Genomic DNA, 20,458 nt, shown 5'->3' with positions numbered 1-20,458 from the left:
ATGAAGGCACGAACGTCGTTCTGCACCCCTCTCCCGCTTGCGGGAGAGGGGCCGGGGGTGAGGGCAAGGCCAGACACCGACGTTTGGCGCTCCCCCTCACCCCAGCCCTCTCCCTCAAGGATAGGGAGCCGATTGTGGAAGGCGGACGTAGTGCTTAGGCCGTTTCGGCAGCCTCGGCTTCCACCGCCGGCGCATCCATCTGCACCCACAACGGCAACGCGCCGGAGGCTTTTTCCAGCAGGCCCATACGCACGGCATGCGCGGCCAGGTCCTCTTCGCTGGCGCGCACGACGCGGGTACGCGGGCGGTCGGCGGGCAGGCGGCGGATTTCGCTGGATTGGTTGGCGCCGCCATTGCCGCCGTTGCCGTCGGAAGCATTGCCGGCCAGCGACAGGCTGGTCTGGCCGCCAGTCATGTTCAGGAAGACGTCGGCGAGAATCTCGGCGTCGAGCAAGGCGCCGTGCAGTTCACGGCCTGAGTTGTCGACGCCGTAACGTTTGCACAGGGCGTCGAGGTTGTTGCGCTGCCCTGGGTGGCGCTCGCGCGCCATCATCAGGGTGTCGAGCACGGTGCAGTGCTCGGTGATGTCGGCGCGGTCGTCCTGGCCCAGCAGGGCAAATTCGTTGTTGATAAAGCCGATGTCGAACGCGGCGTTATGGATGATCAGCTGGGCATCTTTGATGAATTCGAAGAACTCATCGGCCACTTCCTTGAAACGCGGTTTGTCGGCGAGAAATTCGTTGGTAATGCCGTGGACGGCAATGGCGCCCTCGTCGCTCTCGCGATCGGGTTGCAGGTACACATGAAAATGCCGGCCAGTGAGGCGGCGGCCAATCAGCTCGACGCAACCGATCTCGATCACCCGGTGGCCATCGGTGACCGGCATACCGGTGGTTTCGGTATCGAGAACGACCGACCGTTCAACGCTGTTTTTGAAAGTTGTCATCGCACATCCGCCGTGAAAAACGCGCCGAATCGTACCACGGCTCACCCCGACATTCGTAGGCGAGCGCGATCAGCTGTCAGCTAATCGCCCTTTCAACAGCGCCTTTTGCCGCTGTGCCGGAGCGCTTACCGGGAACAGCGCCTGGGTGGGGATATAACGCGCCAGCAGCCCGGCGGCCACCTGGCGCTGGCGCTGATTGCCGCTGCCCAGCGCGCGCCAGCAAGCGGCTTCGCTGAAGGGCGCGCCGAGCAGATACGCCGTGCCAGCCGGCAAGCTGGCGCTGTGTTGTTGCAGCCACGTGTGCACCCGGTGCGGGTCGGGCCAGGGCAGGCTTTCGTCCGGGTCCATCGCCACATTGCTGTCGTTAGGGTCATCGGTGGGGCCGGCGTCGAAGTCCGGGCTGTCGCGCAGTTCCAGGTCGTGCAAGGCCAGGTCGAGGCCGGTGATCTGGCTGAATGCTTCCCCCGCCGCGCGCGCCATGGGCAGGTCGTGCATTTGTTGCAGCAGCCAGGGCAAGGCCACCGGGTCACCGAACAGGCCGGTGGCCTTGATGGCGATGCGGCGTTGCGCCGGTGCCTGGGTCATGCGCCGAATCCAGGCCATGCTGGCTTCACGCGGTTGCCAGGCGAGCACCACGTGTAGCGCACGCGCCTGATAGCGGCCGGGTTGCTCGGCGAATGGTTGCAGCAGCGCCAGCGCTTCTTCATCGCCCATTTGCGCGGTTGCCCAGTTGCTCCAGAACCGCAGCGCGGCGTCGCTGTGCTGGCGGTGCAGGCGAATGGGTTGCATCAGGTCGCGACGGCGCAGTTCGCCGGCGGTGCGCGCGGCACGGGCGAGTACGCTGGGGTCGCTGTTGCCTAGGGCCGATAGCAGCGCCGGGCCCGGGTCGTGGTGGTGCATGCCGCAGGCGGCCAGGCCCAGACGGCGGAACAGCGGCTCCGGCGAGGCCAGCAAGCGGTCGACCCAGGGCTGCACCTGCGCCCAGTCGAGCCAGCCGAGGGCGGCAGCAAAATAGCGCTCGCCCTCCTCCTCATTCGTGCGCAGGTATTCACCGAGGGTCGACAACGCCGGGCTGTTGCCCATGCGAAAGGCCAGCACGGTGGCGGCAAACACTTCGCCACTGGCCGCCGGGCGCAACTGGTCGAGCAGCAGATTCAGACCCTTGAGGCCGGCGACCTGCAAACCGTCCAGGTGCGCATCGATGCGGTTGTCGAGCGTGGCCAGGTGCGTCAGGTCGTAGTTCGGCGCGCCCACGGCATGGTCGCGCAAAATGGCGAGGAAGCTGGCTTCTTCGGCGTGCTGGTCGAGTACCCGGGCGATCATCCGTCGATCCGCGTCCAGGTAGTGCCGTCGAACGCGACAATGGCTTTGCTGGCGATGCTCCACAACACACCATCGGCGGCGCTCAGGTGGAAGCAGGAGGACGGCTGCGCATCACCAAAGTCTACCAGTTCCAACTGGTCATTCACCAGGCGATACACGCCCACCATGCTTGAGGCGTACAGGGCACCGTCAAACCAGGCCAGGCTCCACAGGTCCTCTTCCACACCCTCCTGCTCCAGCACTTCCCAAGTGGCGTTACGCCCACGCAGTAAGGTGCCGCTTTGACCGGCAATGTATACGAAGCCGTCTTCGCCGCAGCACAAGGCGGTGAGTATCAGGTTGGTGGGGCTGTCGCGCTGCACCCAGCGCTTGCCGCCGAATTCCCAGATTTCGCCGTTCCAGCCAGCAGCGTAAATCTCTTTGCTGTTAAAGCCGCCGATGGTTTCAAAGCCGACGATTTCTTCGTCTTCGGCCGGTGGCCGGGCGCCGGTGTCCAGGGGGCGCCAGTCGTTTTCGCCATGGCGGCGGTACACTTGGCGGTCCATGCCGCAGGCGTAGGCGACGCCTTCGACGGCGCACACCCCGCGCAGGTTGCCACGCCCGGAAATGCCGGTCTCCTCGTGGTCGGGAATCTGCTCTTCGTGGGTATCGCCCGAGCCCAGCACCAGCACGTTGCCGCTGGCGCCGAGAAACAAGGCTTGCTCCAATGGTTTGTGTACCAGGGTGGCGGCCACCACGTCCCAGGGCAGCAGGTCATCGTCCTCATCGCCGACGCGCCAGGTGCCCGCGTCCCATTCGGTGACGTAGGAGTGGGTTACGCGGTTTTCGCGCATTTCATCCGACACCGAGGCCACGTAAGCCAGGTCGTTGTAGCGCACCACGCCGGTGACGTAAGAAAACAGGTCGGTCCATTGGCTTGTCATATCAGGCATCCTCAAACTGGTTTAACGCCCGCCTCGGCCGCGGGCAGCAGCCACCCGCGCATTACGGGCGGCGACGGAACGGTTGGCGGCGGTGACGTCGGTCTGCCCGGTCTCCACCGCCTTGATCGGGGTGCGGTCATTGATGCCACATTGCTTGTGGTAATGGTCCAGTTGGGCCTCGGTGCAGGCCTTGGAACATTTGGACTGCGGAAACGCTTTAGCCATGGCATCCATGGCTTGCGTCTTGGCGGTCTTGTAGGTGGTTTTCTTCGTGCGCAAGACATTGCCGTCACGGTCGGTCAGGTTGCCAACGCGAGCCCGCTTTGCTGTCGAGCTTTGAAAGGTGTGCATCAGGCCGTGGGTGCCGACGTTCTGGTTCACCCCTTCTGCACACACGCACGGTGCCTTGTTCTCGTTGTAGTCACGAATGCCCGCCAACGGCACCGAGTCTTTGCCGCCCCGGCCGGTAACGTGCAAGGCACTGGCCTCCACCAGATGGTGAGCGGTCTGTTGCGGGCAGCAGCCGCTGGGTTTGTAGGGCTGCAAGGCGCACCGGCGCGCGGCCAGGCAGTTATGCGCAGCCGATTTGTCCGCCACGCGGTCAGCCTCAGGGCTGGTCTTCTTGCCGGAGGGCTTCACTTTCGGGCCAAGGGCCGAACAGGCGTCTTTACTGCCGGCCGGCTTGAAGTCCTTGCAGGCGTTTTTCTCTTTTTTGATCTCTTTGGAACAGGCCGAGGTGCCTGCGTCCACCGCTGCTTTATCGAGGTAGGGCCAGGGCGGGGTGTTGGGCCCCTGAGAGGCATGGTTATGGGTGGTGAGGTCGAAGTTGCGCACCACGTTTTCACCTTCGAACTTGACGTTCATCGACCACGCGGTGAAGTACACCTTGCCCTTGATCTTGCTGGTGATAATGCCCTTTTTCGGCGCGCAGCCGGCCTCGTCGCCATAGCTGGTCTTGAAGTAGCTCTTGTCCTTGAGCATCACTTCCTTGCCGGTGATTTTTACCGTGCGGGTACCGCTGGTGGTGTCGCTGGCCATCCCGGTGTTGGGGTACGGAATGGGCACCCCCATGGGCGTGGGCGGTGCTTGCGGCGGGGTGAAACACACATCGGGAAAGGCTGCCACCGACTTGCCGTTGGCCGACTTGCAGGAGATCTCCATGCTGTTGGCATAGACTTCGTTCGCCATCAGGCAGCCCTCACGGTCTGATAGCTGAGCAACGCCACGGCGCGTTCACCGGCGTCGTTACCCAGGTGACAAAACACGTTGGGGCCGTCGCCATAGCCTTTGCGGCTGGCAGCCAGGGCCACGGCGAGCATGGCCGGGCCGATGGCAGCGCCGCATTCGCCGATGCAGTCGGCCGGGTGCCAGAGGTGGAAGTCGGGTTTGCGCACGCGCAAGGTGCGGCTCAGGGCCAAGGCGGCTTCCTTGAAGTAATACTGCTCGCCGGAGATATCGGTAAGCCGGTAATCCATGGCCTCCAGCCCACAGCCGGCTTCAGCCAGGGCGCCGCGAATGGCCTGCGCCAGGCCGTCGGCTCGCAGCGGCGTGTCCTCGGCTTCAACGGTGGCTTTTTCCATGCCGAACCCCAGGCCGACGCAAACCAGTTGTGGCTGCTCGTCGTGTACCGGTGCAGCGATCACCACGGCAGCGGCGCCCTCCCCCGGAATAAAGCCGTTGGAGTTTTCACTGGTCAGCAAGCGCTCGCGCCGCTCGTAGGCGCTGATGGTGCTGGCATTGAGAAACGAGTCGACGCCGGCAATCAGCACATGCCGGTGGCCACCGCCATGAATCAGCTTGCGCGCATTGAGCAGCGCCACGGCGCCGCTTACCCGCCCACGGGCAATCACGTTGGACGCCGGATGAAACTGCACACCCAACTCGCGCTCCACGTCGTGCAGCAGATTGATATCCAGGTCCGCCAGGCGCCCGGGGCGCTCAAGCTCCGCCACCCCCAGCAGCAGCGGCGTGTCTTGCACCGTCAGCCCAGGCGCTTGGCGCAGGGCTTCGGCAATGGCCCGAGCGGCCATCTTCACCAACTTCTCACGGCCTCGGCAGGGTGACTCCAGCGGCACGGTGGCGGCCAGCTGCCACTCCCCGCCCTGGTCCATAAAGCGGGTTTTCTGAAAGTTATCGATGGCGCAGCGAATCGCTGCACAACTGGACGGTGCATCCAGCCCCACAGCACTGACCATGCCGCTGCCGACAATGCAAATGGCGGCCATCAGCTGTCGTCCTCGGCGGTGCGGCCGGCGTGGGCCAGCGAGGGCAGATGTTCTTTGCCTAACTCCCGTGCCCGCCACCAGCCACGGGACATTTGGCCCACCAGCACATCGCCGATTTCAAACAGGTTTTTCTTCAACGGCCGGCTCGCCCGCCACGTCACCTCCAAGGTGCCGGCATGGGTATCGATCACCAGCGTATCGATCACCGCCTGCACCGTTTCATGCCCGCCTTTTTTCAGGAAGAAGGTCACCGGCACCTGCTGCGTCGGCACTTTGAAGCCCGCCCGTTCCTGGCGGGTCAAACACAACAGCAACACGTCCTCACCGCCCTTGAGGTGCTCGGTCTGCTGGTCGGCAGGCGCCGCCTGGTAGTAGCGGTTGTCGAAGTCGGCCGGTAGAAACGGAAAACAATCGGCCAGCCAGGCGTCGTCGTAGGTACCGGCAAACCCGATACGTGGCGGCCAGCTGCGACCGATCGGGCCCAACGCCATTGGCGTGAAGTCGCCGTGGGGCGAGTCCACCGGTTGGCCAAGCATTTCGGTGGTGGGCATGGGCATGCCGACGATATCGGCGGTGCTGCTGCCTTTCGGAAACCAGCCACGCCCGCACGGGTTTGCCGGGTAGCCGTCGCTCAGTTCGGGGTTGTTGGCCACCGGTACACTGCCACCAAAGGCATGGCTGTAACCAATGTCCTGTTCGGTAAAGGGTTGCGCCACGCCGGCACCGGCGCCGATCAGGCCCGGTTGCCATTGCCGAGGGCCGTATACGGTGAAGGCCTTGCTCACCCGGCCCACACGAATGCCGGCGGTAAGCTGGGTGACCGGGCGGCCTTCGGGGGCATAGGCCTTGCCGATCACCAGCACGTCGCAGAAGGGTTTCACCGGGGCAAAGTCCATTTCTCGCAGCGGCGCCGACAAACCGGGCTCGCCGGTGTATTCGTCGGCCATCAGCAACGGACGCTGCACCTTGGCCAGCGGCGCTTCACGGCCATCGAGCGGTAAATCGAAGGTGCCCTTGGCGATCACCACCAGCGACTCGCGTCCGTCCGGGGCCAGGCCTTGGGTGTAGGCAGCGACCAGGCCGGTCGCGTTAAGCAGTTCCATGTCGGGCTCTTCTAGTTGATCTGCACCGAACCGCCTCTGATGCGGTTCACGCCCGAGGAACGGCTGGACAAATACGTGCCGCGCATAATCACCTTGCCCTCACGGGTAAGGGTGATGCTGGCCTTGCCGCAGCGCAGCACAATCTCCTTCTCGGCGGTGAACTCCAGGCGTTCGCCGTCCAGGTGCGCCACCGCTACCGGCGGCGCTGCTTGCGGCAGACGCTGGATTCGGCCGATCACCAGTGGCTGGTTCGGATCGCCGCCGACAAACATCAGCGCCACCTGGGTGCCGATATCCTCGCGGCTGAGCTCGGTGGTGGTGGTCGCGGCAATGCCGGTTTCATTCGGGCAGCCGGCAAAGGCCACAACCGGTGAAGCGGCTTGCGGCACGTCGAGCAAAATGCCAATCACCACGCCATCCAGACGCGTGGCAACGGCTGGGGTGAACTGCTGGACCGTCATGGGTGTACTCCGTCCGAGCCTGGGCTCAGTTCTGCAAAATTTTCTGACCTTTGACCACTACGTTCTTGCTGGCCTTGATGTTGATGGCGCCAGAGCCGTCGATGGTGATGTTCTTGCCGCTGATGACGATGGTGCCGTCCTTTTTCATGCTGATGCTGGCAGCGCCCGTGGTCAGGGTGATGGAGTCGCCGGCGTCGAGGCTGAAGTGTTTGCCCACCTGCACGCTATCGTCCTGGCCGACATCGGTGCTGCGGCTCTGGCCCACGCTGCGGGTTTCGTTCTTGCCAATGCTGGTGGTCTGGTTGCTGCCGATGCTCACTTCTTCGTTGGAGCCCACGTTCTCGGTGCGGTTGGCACCAATGGTGATCTTCTCGTTGCTGCCAACATCTTCGGTACGGTTGGCGCCGATGCTGATCGTTTCGTTGCTGCCGACCTTCTCCGTGCGGTTGCTGCCGATGCTGATGTCTTCGTTGGCGCCCACGCTCTCGGTGCGGTTGGCGCCGATGGTGATTTTCTCGTTGCTGCCGACATCTTCGGTGCGGTTCACGCCGATGCTGATGGTTTCGTTATTGCCGACCTTCTCCGTGCGGTTTACCCCGATGGTGATGGTCTCGTTGTTGTCGACGGTTTCGGTGCGGTCGTGTTTGACGTGTACGGTTTCGTCGTGGTCGATGGTCTTGGTACGGTCGTGGCCCACCCAGTGGGTTTCGTCGTTCTCGACTTCGATGTCCTGGTTCTTTTCTGCGTGGATAAACAGCTGCTCGCTGCCCTTTTTGTCTTCCATGCGAATTTCGTTGAAATTGGCCGGCGAGCCGCCCTTGCTCGAACGGCTTTTGGTGCCGCTCTGGGTGGCATTGGCGGGCAAGTCGTAGGGCACCGTCTGCTCGGCGTTGTACACCCGGCCGGTGATGATCGGCCGGTCGGGGTCGCCTTCGAGAAAGCCGACGATCACTTCCTGACCGATGCGTGGAATCTGGATAGAACCCCAGTTCTTGCCGGCCCAGGACTGCGACACGCGCATCCAGCACGAGCTGTTTTCGTTGGACTGGTCGTGGCGGTCCCAATAGAAATGCACCTTCACCCGGCCGTATTGGTCGGTCCAGATTTCCTCGCCGCTGGGCCCCACCACCATGGCCGTTTGCGGGCCCTGCACGATGGGCCGCACGGTGGTCGGTTGCGGGCGGAACGCTTGGCTGGCGTCCATGCAATCAAGGTGGCTGACAAACTGTTGCTCGAGGTCTTTGAACCCGGTTTCGTAATGCTCCTGCACCACCTTGTACCGGGCCCCGACCACCAGGTATTCGCGGTTCTGGTCGGCACGCGGGTAGCGGGTCAGGCTGAACAGATGACCAGAGCCGATACCGCGCGCCGTGCCGCGCAATTGCACGCGCTCGTACTGGGTCTGAATGGCTTCGATGCGGGTGCGCGCATAGTGCTCGCCGTCGCCGCTCTGCACGTATTCGCCGGGGTAGTCGTACAGCGGAAACTCGCTGGCGGTGTGCGGCCGACTGATCACCGAGCGCACTTCCAGGCGCGCGCTGGGACGCTGAAAGTCGTAGTCGTTGAGCGCGAGCGAGCCCGGCTGCACTTCGTGGCTCAGGTGCCAGTCATCGATATGGTCCAGCTCGCGCTGCTCGGCCGTCGGCGGGTAGAACGGCACGCTCTCGTACCCGGCGGCCTTGCTGTGGGCGCCATAGGCGTCGGCGAGCACCAGCACGTGGCGGCCCTTCTCGTGACGGAAGAAGTAGTAGATGCCCTCCTGCTCCATCAAGCGGCTGACAAAGTCGAAACTGGTTTCGCGGTACTGCACGCAGTAGTCCCACTCGCGGTACGAGCGGGTCAGGCTGTCTTCGAAATCGGAGAAACCCAGGTCGCGGAACACCTGCTTGATGATGTCCGGCACGGTGCGGTTCTGGAAAATCTTGCAGTCGGAGGTACGCGACATCAGCCACAGCCACGGCTTGAGCGTCACCCGGTACACGGCGAACTGACCAATGCCGGCGCCTTGGCTGGCGCGCGCAACGATGCCGTGGAAATGGCGTTTGCTGCCGTCCTGCAATTCCATGGTCACGCCCATGGGTTTGCCCAGCAAGTCGTTGAGGGCCAGCGAGGCGTTTTCAGACACCAGGTTCAACTGGTAGTCGAACACCCGCCCCAGTTCCTCCACGCCATCGAGTTCGCGCAGCACCAGCACATCGCTGCCCAATGGGCTGTCGACCTGAACCAGCCGCGTGTTTGTGGTTAATGCCATATGCGTCTCTTAACGGCCACCGGGTTAAACCGCCGTGCCGAAGTCGTATTTGAAATCGCTGCCCTCACGGCTGATGCGCACCGCCTGCAACGGCTTGCCTTCCAGCAGACGGGTGAGGAACTCGCGGCTCATATCCGGCAGCAAGGTGTTGGTCAGAATGGTGTCGATCATCCGCCCGCCGCTTTCGGTTTCGGTGCAGCGTTCGGCAATCAGCGCGATCACGCCGTCGTCGTAGTCGAACGGCACCTTGTGGGTGGCCTCCACGCGCTTTTTCACCCGCTCCAGTTGCAGGCGGGCGATGGCCTTGATCATGTCGTCGCTCAGCGGGTAGTACGGAATGGTCACCAGGCGGCCGAGCAAGGCCGGCGGGAAAATCTTCAGCAGCGGCTCGCGCAGCGCCTTGGCGATGGCGTCCGGCTCGGGCATCAGTTCCGGGTCGTTGCACAGGCTGGAAATCAGCTCGGTGCCGGCGTTGGTGGTGAGCAGAATCAGGGTGTTCTTGAAGTCGATCACACGGCCCTCGCCGTCTTCCATCACGCCCTTGTCGAACACCTGGAAGAAAATCTCGTGCACGTCGGGGTGGGCTTTTTCCACTTCGTCGAGCAGCACAACGCTGTAAGGTTTACGCCGTACCGCTTCGGTCAGCACGCCGCCCTCGCCGTAGCCGATATAGCCCGGCGGCGCGCCCTTGAGGGTGGACACGGTATGGGCTTCCTGGAACTCGCTCATGTTGATGGTGATGACGTTCTGCTCACCGCCATACATGGCCTCGGCCAGGGCCAGCGCGGTTTCGGTTTTGCCCACGCCCGAGGTGCCGGCCAGCATAAAGACGCCAATCGGCTTGCTCGGGTTGTCCAAGCCTGCGCGCGAGGTCTGGATGCGCTTGGCGATCATCTCCAGCGCATGGTCCTGACCGATAATGCGTTTTTTCAGGTACTGGGCCAGATTCAGCACGGTTTCCAGTTCGTTGCGCGCCATGCGCCCGACCGGAATGCCGGTCCAGTCGGCCACCACCGAGGCCACGGCCTGGTAGTCGACAATCGGCAGAATCAGCGGCGACTCGCCTTGCAACGCCGCCAGGCGGCTTTGCACATCCTGCAGGCGGCTGTGCAGCTCGGCGTGCTGTTGGGCATTGGCTTCGACCGGCGCCGGCTCGGTGCTGGTGGCATCCACCGCTTCGGCAGCGGCGCGCAGCTGGGCGCGGATATCGAGCAGCTCGTCCACCAGGGTTTTCTCTTCGGCCCAGCGGCTTTCCAGGCCGGTGAGGCGCTCGCGTTCTTCGCCGAGCAAGGCCTGCACGTTGTTCAGGCGCTCACCGATTACCACACCAATGGCTTTCTCACGGCCGATGATGGCCAGCTCGGTTTCCAGCGCTTCGATACGCCGGCGGCTGTCGTCCACTTCGGCCGGCACGGCGTGCAGGCTGATGGCGGTGCGGGCGCAGGCGGTGTCCAGCAGGCTCACCGATTTGTCGGGCAACTGACGCGCCGGAATATAACGGTGCGAGAGTTTTACCGAGGCTTCCAAGGCTTCATCGAGGATCTGCACCTGGTGGTGTTTTTCCATGGTCGAGGCCACGCCGCGCATCATCAGAATGGCTTTGTGCTCGGAGGGCTCCTCCACCTGCACCACTTGGAAACGGCGGGTCAGGGCCGGGTCTTTTTCGATGTGTTTTTTGTACTCGGCCCAGGTGGTCGCCGCCACGGTGCGCAAGGTGCCACGGGCCAGCGCGGGTTTCAGCAGGTTGGCGGCATCGCCAGTACCGGCGGCGCCACCGGCACCCACCAGGGTGTGGGCTTCGTCGATAAACAGAATGATCGGCTTGGCCGAGCTCTGTACGTCTTCGATTACCGAGCGCAGGCGCTGCTCAAACTCGCCTTTCATGCTCGCGCCGGCTTGCAACAGGCCGACATCCAGGGCGCGCAGCTCCACGTCTTTCAAGGCCGGCGGTACGTCGCCAGCGACGATGCGCAGGGCAAACCCTTCGACCACCGCGGTTTTACCCACGCCGGCTTCGCCGGTGAGAATCGGGTTGTTCTGCCGGCGACGCATCAGCACATCCACCAGTTGGCGAATCTCGTCGTCTCGGCCAACGATGGGGTCGAGTTTGCCGCTGCGGGCCTGTTCGGTGAGGTCGACGGTGAATTTTTTCAGTGCCTCCTGCTTGCCCATGGCGCCGGGGGCGATGGCACCACTGGCCTCGCCCGGTGCCGCGCCGGCATTGAAGCCGTCGCTGGCGCTCAGGGCATTTTCCGGCGAGTTGCCGACGTACTCGGCAAAGCGTTCGGTCAGCGCTTCAATCTTGATTTTGTCGAACTCGGCGGACAGGGCCAGCAGACCGTGGCGCAGGCTTGGGGTCTTAAGCACGCCAACGATGATGTAGCCGGTGCGCACCTGGCTTTCGCCGAACATCAGGCTACCGTACACCCAGGCGCGCTCCACCGCTTCTTCGACATTGGAGGACAGGTCGGTAATGGACGTGGAACCACGCGGCAGTCGGTCCAGGGCCTCTGTCAGGTCACGCGCCAGGCGCGCCGGGTCGAGGTTGAACTGGCGCACCAGCTGGTGCAGGTCCGAATCCTGCAATTGCAGAATCTGGTGAAACCAGTGGGCCATTTCCACATAGGGGTTACCGCGCAATTTGCAGAAAACGGTGGCCGCTTCAATGGCTTTGTAGGCAAGGCTGTTCAGCTTGCCGAACAGGGCAACCCGGCTGATTTCACTCATGTTCCATCTCCTTGTTCGGGCGTTGCAGCAGCCGGTCTCCGGCGTACTGGCTAGCCAGCAGTAAATCCTTGGCATCCTCGCCGGGGTCACCCAGCCAGGCGTTGAAACCCAGCCGCGCACCGCCGGCCAGGTTCAGAGGGGGTATTTCGTCGTGGCTGAGCACCAGGTTGACGTCCCAGTCCAGCTCCTGGCCCAGGTACTCGCCCACCCAGGCGGCCAGTTGCCGGAATAGCTCGCCACCGGGCAACAGGCGTTCGTACTTGGCCAGCGGAATGGGACCCAGGCGCAGGCGAAATTTATGCTGGCGGTCCCACACGTGGGTGCCCAGGCACAGGTCGTGGCCGAGGGTGCTGGCCTGCGCGCCGAGGCGGCTGCGCTCGGGCAACTCCAGCCACTGGCCGACGTACTCTTCAATGGCCACCGGCAACTCGAAGTACTCGCCCAGAATCACCTTGAGGCCATCGGGGTAGCGGCTGGTGGCGGCCAGGTGGCCGGTGTAGTAGTAGCGCGCCTGATCAGGGATCGGGCCCTGGCCCAGCAGGCTGTCCATGCCGCGCCCGGACAGCGCCGCCAAGCGTGCGGACCAGTAATCATCGTCCGGCCGGTCATGGCTAACCGAAGGCCGCGCCTCCGCCCACGCCCGGTAGAACAGGGTCAGCAGGCGGTGGTGGAAAATATCCATAAAGCGCTTGAAGCCGGGATCGTTCTCGTTGCGCTGACGCTCACGGGCGTATTCGGTGAGGTGCAGCGGCAACGGCCCGTTGGGCCCGGTCAGGCCGAAAAAGAACTGCTCGACCCGCGGCGGCACACCGTCAGTAGCCGGCTGCACCACCGACAAGGTCGAGGGCGCAAACCCGCAGTCCGGGGTTTGCCCCAGGCGCAGCGGGTCATCGGCCAGGCGCACCGAATGGCCGAGCCGTGGCTTGTCGCGCGCCTCGGCCTCGATACGGCGCAACGCCTGGAAGAAATCATGCTCCCAGGGTGCGGCCGCCATCGCGGCGAGCGTGTTTACAGGTTCGGTCGGCATCCGGGTTTCGCCTGCCAACGCATGATTTCGCCGCGCTCGGTGGTGCGCAGCACGGTTTCGGTAAAGCTGTTTACCGATACATAACGGGTGAGGAAGCGCTCGAACACCGCCCCGAGCAAAAACACGCCGGTGCCGCGAAAGGCGTTTTCATCGAACTCCAGGCTGATCTCCAGGCCACGGCCAAACACAATCGGCCCCGGCATCGGCAAGCGCCGGGTGCAGGGTTTGGCGCTGACCTCACGCAAGCCTTCGATCTGCAACTGCAACGCCGAATCGGTCGGGTCGCCATACAGGCGCAGCAATTCGCGCAAGGCGGCGGCGCCCTGCCCTTGCTCGGACAACGACAAGTAGTTGAGCGACAACTGGCTGATCAGGCGCCAGGCGCTGGCGTCATGGGCACGGCTGGCACGCGGGCGGCTCGGGCCTGCCAGGCAGCGCACATCGAGCACCGGGGCGCTGTCTTCCAGGCTGAAATCACTTTTGCTGGTGCCCACCGGAATAAACAACGCCAGGTCGCGGTTGGTGCACAGCGCGCTGATGCCGAGTTGGCGCAGGTCGTGGCGGTACGGCGCCTGGTTGGCGTCCACCAACGACACAAAGGTTTCGCTGCCCACGTAAGTGGAACGCGGGCCGCTGCGCCGCTGCGTGCTGGAGAGCCGGCGCGGTTCGCGGCGCACGATGTAATAGGCCTGCTCGCGGCCATAACGCGAGGGGTCGCGCACGGCATAGAACGGCTGGAACGGTTGCTCGGGGCCGGTGCCATGGCCAGTTACCTGGGTCAGCGAATGGATTTCGAAATCCATCGGCCGGGTGCGGTCGGCAATCACCTGGTGTTCGTTCACCCGCTCGCTCAGGTGAATGCGGTCGGCACGCCGGGGAAACAGGTTGATCGCCGGGGTGCAGAACGGCACGAACTGCTCGGCGCTGACGGTGCCCTCGAGGGTGGGGTCGAGCTTGTTGAACAGGATGATCAGGTCCAGCTCGTTGCCGGCGCAACGCTGCACCGAGCGCTTGAGCTCGGCGAACTCGACAAACAGAAAGCGGTTGGGCAGCGCGAAGTATTCCTGCAACAGCCGGTAGCCCTGGAAGGCCCGTGGCACCACCGGCAATAGCGCATCTTCGTCATCAAAACCGCGCGAACGCAGGGCACCCGGTGGCAGGCGCTCCACCCAGTCGCCCCCCGGCGCCTGGGCAAATACCGCGCAGGCGTTGCCGAGCAATTGTTCGTACAGGCGAAACGGCTGTTCGTCAGCGCCGTGCAGGTACAGCGGCAGGCTTTCCAGGCTGAGGCTATTGAGCGGCAGCCCGGCGCCACTGCGCAGGCGAATACGCAAACCGGCCTTGGCTTTGGGCTCGCTGGCGGCCAGGCGCCCAAGCACCGCCGCCGGGTTGCCGAAGTACTCGGCGCTGGCCACTTCCAGCGGCCACAGGGTGACGGCATGGGCGGTGCGGTATTCGCAGGCGGTCTGTTCTTCGCGGCCCAGCACGCCGCGCAGCGGCGCATTGCGCTCGATGGTAAAGCCGCCGCTCAGCGAGCCTTCGTTGGGGTCGGCGCGCAGCTGCACCACGGTCATCGACGGCGTCGGCGCCAGGTAATGCGGGTAGGCGATTTCCAGCAGGTTATGGGTGAAGGTCGGGTACTCGGCATCGAGCTTCAAATGCACCCGCGCCGTCAGGTAGGCGAAACCTTCGAGCAAGCGTTCCACGTACGGGTCGGCACAGTCGACGCCAGACAACGTCAGACGGCTGGCAATCTTGGGAAACTCGCGGGCAAACTCGGCGGCGCTTTCGCGGATATGCGCCAGTTCCAGGTTGTAGTACTCGAGCATGCGCGGGTTCATGGCCGTCTCCGCTGCTCATTGGGCACGATGCGCACGTGGCCGGTTTCCAGGTCGAGGTTGGTGGTGAGCATCAGGCGCAGCGGCACAGGAAGTGCCCACAGGTCGCCTTCGATTTCGAAGGCCAGGGCGTTGTGGTCCATGCCCTCCTCCAGCAGCCGCGCTTTGACCTGCAAGGTGGAGCGCAGAATGCGCGGTTCAAAGGTGGCAATGGTTTGGGCAATCAGGCTTTCGACGGCATGCACGTCGATGTTCGACAGGCTGCGTCCAGCCAGCGCCGGCAAACCGTAATTGACCACCGAGCTGCCGGCAGGAATCGCTGCTGCCGTTTCCGCATCCAGCAACGCCGTGGTGTTGAACAACCAGGTGAGGTCGCGCAGCACCGAGGCTTTGAGTTGGCTCATGGACAGCACGCGCTTGTCGGCACTCTCGTTCGGGTTGCCGCGGTCGTTATCTTCCAGGCGGTCCAGCAGCGAGGGTTGCAGGCGCTCCTGCAGCGGCGGGCTGGCCATGGTCAGATGCCTTGCGCCTGCGTGTTGAATTCCAGGGTACGCAGGTCAAACAGCGCGGTGTCGCCTTCGTCGCTGGCAAACAGGCGCTGGCCCAGCGGCACGCCGCTGTCGAGAAATTCGGTTTTGCGTGCCAGGCGCGCGGCGTCATCGCCGGCAGCGAGGGTGTCGGGGTAGCGGCTGGGCAGCAACGCCACCAGGGTGCCGCCGTTGATCAGGGTCAGCTCGGCCGGCAGCCACACCAGGTCACGCAGATCGCTCGGCGCTTCCACCGTCAGGCGACTGATGTTGCTCATGGGAAGCCAGGCGTAGCGGCCGTTGACGATCACTTCCAGCACCGGGCCCAGGCGTGGGTCGGCGTCAGCGAACCAGGCAAAGGGGCTGCCGTTTACCTGGCCGGCGGTGGCCGGGGCGGCTTCGAAGGCTTGCTCGCGCAGTTGCTGGGCCGCCTGGCCATGGCCTTCGGCGTCGAGCTTTAGGGCCTGAATCAATGGTGCAATCCACTCGGCCGGCTCGCCCAAGATGACCGGCGTCACGCGGCCGGCAAACACCTCGGCACGCAGCGCTTCGCACTCAAGCGCGGTGCGGTAGGTTTGCACCATCGGCAAGGCAGCGGCATCCAGCTCACCCACCACCTTCAGCTGGTTTTGCGCACGGCTCCACTGGCCCAGTACGGCCAGCAGTTGAAAAAGAAAAATCCGCAGGGTGGCATTGGCCGGAGCGCCGCGAACCTGGTCTTGCAGGGCCTTGAGTGCATCATCGAGGCGGCCGGCACGCAGCAGTTCATCGGCAGTCATAACCACACTTCCCTGAGATTGAATTGAGGCAAATAAAAAAGTTTGTGGGAGGGGCGTAGGTTGGGCTGAGCCAAGGGCGAAGCCCAACAGGGAGCCCATCGGGCTCTGCGTATCGGTCTGTTTTGAAACCGATACGCACCGTCCTGCGGACGGTTTGTTGGGCTTCGCTGCGCTCAACCCAACCTACGCCGCTCCTACGGATCAGATCTTGACGTTCTGACGGATATTCCAGCCGTACTTGATCGGGCCGCCTTCTTTGGTGCCGTCTTCTTTCTGGCCTTGGTAATCCACTTGCACCTGGGCGAAGTTCAGACCGATGGTTTCGGTCAGACGGTCTTCACCGCCGCTGCCGCCGGTGGTCACCGAGGAGATCAGCACTTCTTTCATGGTGATCACCAGGTATTCGACCTGGCTGTCGCCGCCGGCCTTTCGCACGGTCAGTTTGGCTTCGGGGTAATGCTTGCCCGAAGAGCACGCCATCATCAGATTCGGCGTAGCCTTGTCCAGATACTTAGTCAGGGTCAGGTCCTGCACGTTGACCTTGCCGGCGCCGCCGCCAGTGCCCAGGTGCATATTGCCGTTCTGCGACATGCCCCAGCTCCAGGCCAGCACGTCAACTTCATTGGCGTGGGCCTTGTCCTTGGACTCGCCCTGGATGTCACCGATCTTGATGAACATATCAACAGCCATGATTCCTCCTGTGTGGCCGTGGCCACGTGATTGGCTCGAACCCGCCACCATGGCAGGCCCGTGATTTATTTTTTTCGCCCGTAGGAGCTAGCTTGCTGGCGAACGGTGCAGACATCATTCGCCAGCAAGCTGGCTCCTACGACGGCGGTGGGCGCGATTTATGCGCTCTTTGCCGAGGGCAATTTCGAAACCAGACGCAGAGACACCGTCAGCCCTTCAAGCTGGTAGTGCGGGCGCAGGAAAAACTTCGAGTTGTAGTAGCCCGGGTTGCCCTCGACTTCTTCCACCACCACTTCAGCCGCTGCCAGCGGGTGCTGGGCCTTGGTGGTTTCGGTGGAGTGCGCCGGGTCGCCGTCGACGTAGTTGAGAATCCAGTCTTGCAGCCAACGCTGCATGTCGTCTTTCTCTTTGAACGAGCCGATCTTGTCGCGCACGATGCATTTCAGGTAATGCGCAAACCGGCAGGTGGCGAACAGGTACGGCAGGCGCGCGGCCAGATTGGCGTTGGCGGTGGCGTCCGGGTCGTCGTATTCGGCTGGTTTTTGCAGCGACTGGGCGCCGATAAAGGCGGCAAAGTCGGTGTTCTTCTTGTGCAGCAGCGGCATAAAACCGTTCTTCGCCAGCTCGGCCTCGCGGCGGTCGGAAATGGCGATTTCGGTCGGGCATTTCATGTCCACGCCGCCGTCGTCGGTGGGGAATGTGTGCGCCGGCAGGCCCTGCACTTCACCGCCCGATTCGATGCCGCGAATACGCGAGCACCAGCCGTACAGCTTGAACGAACGGTTGATGTTCACGGCCATCGCGTAGGCCGAGTTGGCCCAGGTGTATTTGCTGCTGTCGGCGCCGGTGGTTTCTTCTTCGAAGGCGAAGGCTTCCACCGGGTCGGTCTTGGCGCCGTACGGCAAGCGCGCCAGGAAGCGCGGCATGGTCAGCCCGATATAGCGCGAGTCGTCGGACTCACGCAGCGAGCGCCAGCCGGCGTATTCCGGGGTGGTGAAAATCTTGGTCAGGTCGCGTGGGTTGGACAGTTCCTGCCACGAGCCCATGCCCATCACGGTCGGCGATGCGGCCGCAATAAACGGCGCGTGCATGGCGGCGGAAATCTTGGCGATTTCACCGAGCAATTCCACATCCGGTGGCGACTGGTCGAAGTAGTAGTCGCCTACCAGGCAGCCGTAGGGTTCGCCGCCGAACTGACCGTATTCCTCTTCGTACATCTTCTTGAAGATCGGGCTCTGGTCCCAGGTCGTGCCTTTGAATTTCTTCAGGGTTTTGTGCAGTTCGGGCTTGGAGATATTGAGCACGCGAATCTTCAGCTGCTCATCGGTCTCGGTGTTGTTGACCAGGTAATGCAGGCCACGCCAGGCGCTTTCCAGTTGCTGGAAATCGGGGTGGTGCATGATCAGGTTGACCTGCTCGGTGAGCTTGGCGTCGATGGCGGCAATGATCGATTCAATCGACTTGATGGCGTCGTTGGAGATCAGGTTGGTCTGCGCCAGCGCATGTTCGGCCAGGGTGCGCACAGCGGTTTCCACGGCCTCGCGGGCACGCTCGGTCTTGGGTTTGAATTCTTGCAGCAGCAGGTTGGCGAACTCACTGGTCTGCTCGGTCGTTGCCTGCGGCAACGCCTGGGTATCGGTGCTCAATTCAGCCATGCTGATCGTCCTCTTAAGCTTTCGGCTCGTCGTTAGGCTTCGGCGCGCTGGCCAGCGCTTGCAACAGAGCCGGGTCCTGGATTGCTTTCATGATCATGTCTTCGGCGCCGGTCTTGCCGTCCATGTAGGTCAACAGGTTGGCGAGCTGGGTGCGGGCATCGAGCAGCTTGCTGAGCGAGTCGACCTTGCGCGCGATGTTGGCCGGGCTGAAGTCCTCCATGCTTTCGAAGGTCACGTCCAGGCTCAGGTTGCCTTCACCGGTCAGAGCATTGGGCACGTTGAAGGCCACACGCGGCTTCATGGCTTTCAAGCGCGAGTCGAAGTTATCGACGTCGATTTCCAGAAACTTGCGGTCGGCAACCGGCGCCAGCGGCTCGGCAGGTTTACCGGCGAGGTCAGCCATGACGCCCATGACGAAAGGCAGCTGGATTTTTTTCTCCGCACCGTAGAGCTCCACGTCGTACTCGATCTGCACACGGGGCGCGCGGTTGCGGGCGATGAATTTCTGGCTACTGGTGACCATGTTGCTCCTCCCTCGCCATGGGGCGATTGAACAGTGAAATCAGCGGCTAAGGCGTGCAACCGATGATTGGATTGCGGCTTGCGGGCGGTGCCCGCCAAGTCATTCGGAATCGGGGCCGCGCAGGGCTTCGAACTGCGACATGCCATCGGGAATCAGGTTGCGCACGATGGCGGCGAAGTCGGCAGTGACCAGGGTTTTGGCGCGACTGAGCAGCACCGGCACCGGGCTCGACGGTTCGTGACGAGCGTAGTAGTCAAGCAGGCGATCGAGCAGACGCAAGACGTCATCGCGGTTGGCGATCTCGCCGCTGACGCGCGGTACAAGCGCAGCGGCGGCCGCCGGGCTGGAATCGCCGTCGTTGCTGGCCTGGCCGCTGCTTTCAGCGGTTTCACCGTCGGTCGCCTGGGCACTGCTGCCCAGCGTCTGCGAGGCCTGGCGCAACAGCTGCTTGAGCGGACCTAAGTCCACGCCCTGGTCGGAACCGACCTGCTCGCTCACCTGGCTTTCGATGGCGGTCATGGCGGTAAGCGCCTGGGCCACCGCATCGCGGGTGGCGAGCACGGCGTCGGCGTCGCTGTCACGCAGGGCGCCGGCCACTTGTTCCTGGCTGAGGGTCTCGCTGGAAAAACGCTGCAGGCCGTAAGCATTCACGGCGGCGCGCAAGGTAACCGGGCCGACGGTGCGCGAACGCACCAGCAGGCTCTCCCAAAGCAGACGAATATTTTCGTCGGCATTGAGGCCGGTCAGCGCGTTGATGCGCGAAGTGGGATCGTTGTCATCGGGGTCCAGACGCGGGTGCAGATCGGCCCAGTACTGGTTGAGCAATTCGCTGATCAGCAACAGGCTCTGGGCAAATCCCGCAAGCCCGGAAATAGCCAACGAACTGCGCAGCAAAATGCTCGCCACGCGCAGGTCTTTGCTGCGGGAAAAAAGGTCGATGGCGTGTTGTTTTACGCGAGGCCACTCAGGCGGTTCCGCCGGTAAAACGGCGTCACCCATCTGACGTTCCGGTTGACCTTGCGCAATGCGCTCCAGCTCAAGAAAAGCTGCATCGTATTCGAGGTCATCGCCGCAGGGTGAGTCGGCGCTGATCGGGGCCAGCAGAGCAGGTACATCCAACACTCGAGCGATCTCCATATCTGGCTGACAGTGCAGCCTTCGATCAGATTGGGTGCCTACGCGAAACCGATTCCTTCGGCTTGCGTGGTGGCCAAACCATGGCTCATTGAAACGGCGCATGGCAGGGGCGACGGGCATTCTTAGAGCAGGTCCGAACGTTGTCAAGGCACCGTTCGGCTGGCGGAAGGCAGAAGCTAGCCTAGAAGAATATTCTGTGAAGTGTGTCTTTTTTATCCTCGATTTTCCGATGAAAGACGGAACTCTCTGGCGCCCACGCTGTAGTATTCGCGCAAGAAAAATAACGTCGAGTAGGACTCGGCGATAGCGGCTGCGCGAGCACC

At 63.2% G+C, this 20,458-nt stretch carries 17 protein-coding genes; all 17 read right to left on the bottom strand.

Translation table 11 applies throughout. The features are described 5' to 3' along the window. Positions 1-154: 154 nt before the first annotated feature. The 17 genes from dnaQ to tssA all read right to left on the bottom strand — a co-directional run bounded on the left by dnaQ (position 155) and on the right by tssA (position 20,117). Positions 155-946 carry a DNA polymerase III subunit epsilon gene (dnaQ, locus tag PKE98_RS07275; protein WP_271194606.1) on the bottom strand — a complete coding sequence of 264 codons (792 nt, stop codon included), beginning with the start codon at positions 944-946 and terminating at the stop codon, positions 155-157. 69 nt (positions 947-1,015) lie between these two features. Continuing rightward, positions 1,016-2,269, bottom strand: coding sequence for a TIGR02270 family protein (locus tag PKE98_RS07270; RefSeq protein ID WP_271194605.1), 1,254 nt, complete (start codon positions 2,267-2,269; stop codon positions 1,016-1,018). Then, positions 2,266-3,192, bottom strand: coding sequence for a beta propeller repeat protein (locus PKE98_RS07265; protein WP_271194604.1), 927 nt, complete (start codon positions 3,190-3,192; stop codon positions 2,266-2,268). Before PKE98_RS07265 ends, PKE98_RS07270 begins: the two co-directional genes overlap by 4 nt. 21 nt (positions 3,193-3,213) lie before the next feature. Then, positions 3,214-4,380 carry an HNH/endonuclease VII fold toxin-2 domain-containing protein gene (locus PKE98_RS07260; RefSeq protein ID WP_271194603.1) on the bottom strand — a complete coding sequence of 389 codons (1,167 nt, stop codon included), beginning with the start codon at positions 4,378-4,380 and terminating at the stop codon, positions 3,214-3,216. Beyond that, on the bottom strand, positions 4,380-5,417 hold the full coding sequence (locus tag PKE98_RS07255) for a hypothetical protein (protein WP_373877819.1): 1,038 nt from the start codon (positions 5,415-5,417) through the stop codon (positions 4,380-4,382). The genes PKE98_RS07260 and PKE98_RS07255 overlap by 1 nt, the downstream gene beginning before the upstream one ends. Then, positions 5,417-6,520, bottom strand: coding sequence for a DUF2169 family type VI secretion system accessory protein (locus PKE98_RS07250; protein WP_271194602.1), 1,104 nt, complete (start codon positions 6,518-6,520; stop codon positions 5,417-5,419). Before PKE98_RS07250 ends, PKE98_RS07255 begins: the two co-directional genes overlap by 1 nt. An 11-nt stretch (positions 6,521-6,531) precedes the next feature. Further along, on the bottom strand, positions 6,532-6,981 hold the full coding sequence (locus PKE98_RS07245) for a DUF6484 domain-containing protein (protein ID WP_271194601.1): 450 nt from the start codon (positions 6,979-6,981) through the stop codon (positions 6,532-6,534). A gap of 25 nt (positions 6,982-7,006) precedes the next feature. Next, positions 7,007-9,232 carry a type VI secretion system Vgr family protein gene (locus tag PKE98_RS07240; protein WP_271194600.1) on the bottom strand — a complete coding sequence of 742 codons (2,226 nt, stop codon included), beginning with the start codon at positions 9,230-9,232 and terminating at the stop codon, positions 7,007-7,009. A gap of 24 nt (positions 9,233-9,256) precedes the next feature. Continuing rightward, on the bottom strand, positions 9,257-11,959 hold the full coding sequence (tssH, locus tag PKE98_RS07235; RefSeq protein WP_271194599.1) for a type VI secretion system ATPase TssH: 2,703 nt from the start codon (positions 11,957-11,959) through the stop codon (positions 9,257-9,259). After that, positions 11,952-13,004: a type VI secretion system baseplate subunit TssG gene (tssG, locus tag PKE98_RS07230; RefSeq protein ID WP_271194598.1), complete on the bottom strand. Its 1,053-nt coding sequence runs from the start codon at positions 13,002-13,004 to the stop codon at positions 11,952-11,954. The genes tssH and tssG overlap by 8 nt, the downstream gene beginning before the upstream one ends. Beyond that, positions 12,968-14,827: a type VI secretion system baseplate subunit TssF gene (gene tssF, locus PKE98_RS07225; protein ID WP_271194597.1), complete on the bottom strand. Its 1,860-nt coding sequence runs from the start codon at positions 14,825-14,827 to the stop codon at positions 12,968-12,970. Before tssF ends, tssG begins: the two co-directional genes overlap by 37 nt. Beyond that, entirely contained in the window at positions 14,824-15,336 is a 513-nt protein-coding gene (gene tssE, locus PKE98_RS07220; protein WP_271194596.1) for a type VI secretion system baseplate subunit TssE, read from the bottom strand. The genes tssF and tssE overlap by 4 nt, the downstream gene beginning before the upstream one ends. A 2-nt stretch (positions 15,337-15,338) precedes the next feature. Next, a complete protein-coding gene (locus PKE98_RS07215) occupies positions 15,339-16,130 on the bottom strand; it encodes a type VI secretion system accessory protein TagJ (protein ID WP_271194595.1) in 792 nt (263 codons plus the stop codon). 201 nt (positions 16,131-16,331) lie between these two features. After that, positions 16,332-16,820: an Hcp family type VI secretion system effector gene (locus tag PKE98_RS07210; protein WP_271194594.1), complete on the bottom strand. Its 489-nt coding sequence runs from the start codon at positions 16,818-16,820 to the stop codon at positions 16,332-16,334. A gap of 158 nt (positions 16,821-16,978) precedes the next feature. Further along, entirely contained in the window at positions 16,979-18,475 is a 1,497-nt protein-coding gene (tssC, locus tag PKE98_RS07205; RefSeq protein ID WP_271194593.1) for a type VI secretion system contractile sheath large subunit, read from the bottom strand. Positions 18,476-18,488: 13 nt separating this feature from the next. Further along, the gene (gene tssB / locus PKE98_RS07200; protein WP_271194592.1) at positions 18,489-18,998 is read right to left on the bottom strand and encodes a type VI secretion system contractile sheath small subunit; all 510 of its coding nucleotides are present in this window, start codon (positions 18,996-18,998) and stop codon (positions 18,489-18,491) included. Positions 18,999-19,097: 99 nt separating this feature from the next. Continuing rightward, entirely contained in the window at positions 19,098-20,117 is a 1,020-nt protein-coding gene (gene tssA, locus PKE98_RS07195; protein ID WP_271194856.1) for a type VI secretion system protein TssA, read from the bottom strand. Positions 20,118-20,458: the final 341 nt, after the last annotated feature.

The sequence above is a fragment of the Pseudomonas turukhanskensis genome (assembly GCF_027922365.1).
Classification (GTDB): Bacteria; Pseudomonadota; Gammaproteobacteria; order Pseudomonadales; family Pseudomonadaceae; genus Aquipseudomonas; species Aquipseudomonas turukhanskensis.
Note: the sequence above shows the minus strand (reverse complement) of the source record. Positions and strands in the feature narration are given on the sequence as shown.

Coding starts and splice junctions, on each gene's coding strand:
- dnaQ (WP_271194606.1), bottom strand. CDS start 946: ATGACAACTTTCAAAAACAGCGTTGAACGGTCGGTCGTTCTCGATACC.
- PKE98_RS07270 (WP_271194605.1), bottom strand. CDS start 2,269: ATGATCGCCCGGGTACTCGACCAGCACGCCGAAGAAGCCAGCTTCCTC.
- PKE98_RS07265 (WP_271194604.1), bottom strand. CDS start 3,192: ATGACAAGCCAATGGACCGACCTGTTTTCTTACGTCACCGGCGTGGTG.
- PKE98_RS07260 (WP_271194603.1), bottom strand. CDS start 4,380: ATGGCGAACGAAGTCTATGCCAACAGCATGGAGATCTCCTGCAAGTCG.
- PKE98_RS07255 (WP_373877819.1), bottom strand. CDS start 5,417: ATGGCCGCCATTTGCATTGTCGGCAGCGGCATGGTCAGTGCTGTGGGG.
- PKE98_RS07250 (WP_271194602.1), bottom strand. CDS start 6,520: ATGGAACTGCTTAACGCGACCGGCCTGGTCGCTGCCTACACCCAAGGC.
- PKE98_RS07245 (WP_271194601.1), bottom strand. CDS start 6,981: ATGACGGTCCAGCAGTTCACCCCAGCCGTTGCCACGCGTCTGGATGGC.
- PKE98_RS07240 (WP_271194600.1), bottom strand. CDS start 9,232: ATGGCATTAACCACAAACACGCGGCTGGTTCAGGTCGACAGCCCATTG.
- tssH (WP_271194599.1), bottom strand. CDS start 11,959: ATGAGTGAAATCAGCCGGGTTGCCCTGTTCGGCAAGCTGAACAGCCTT.
- tssF (WP_271194597.1), bottom strand. CDS start 14,827: ATGAACCCGCGCATGCTCGAGTACTACAACCTGGAACTGGCGCATATC.
- tssE (WP_271194596.1), bottom strand. CDS start 15,336: ATGGCCAGCCCGCCGCTGCAGGAGCGCCTGCAACCCTCGCTGCTGGAC.
- PKE98_RS07215 (WP_271194595.1), bottom strand. CDS start 16,130: ATGACTGCCGATGAACTGCTGCGTGCCGGCCGCCTCGATGATGCACTC.
- PKE98_RS07210 (WP_271194594.1), bottom strand. CDS start 16,820: ATGGCTGTTGATATGTTCATCAAGATCGGTGACATCCAGGGCGAGTCC.
- tssC (WP_271194593.1), bottom strand. CDS start 18,475: ATGGCTGAATTGAGCACCGATACCCAGGCGTTGCCGCAGGCAACGACC.
- tssB (WP_271194592.1), bottom strand. CDS start 18,998: ATGGTCACCAGTAGCCAGAAATTCATCGCCCGCAACCGCGCGCCCCGT.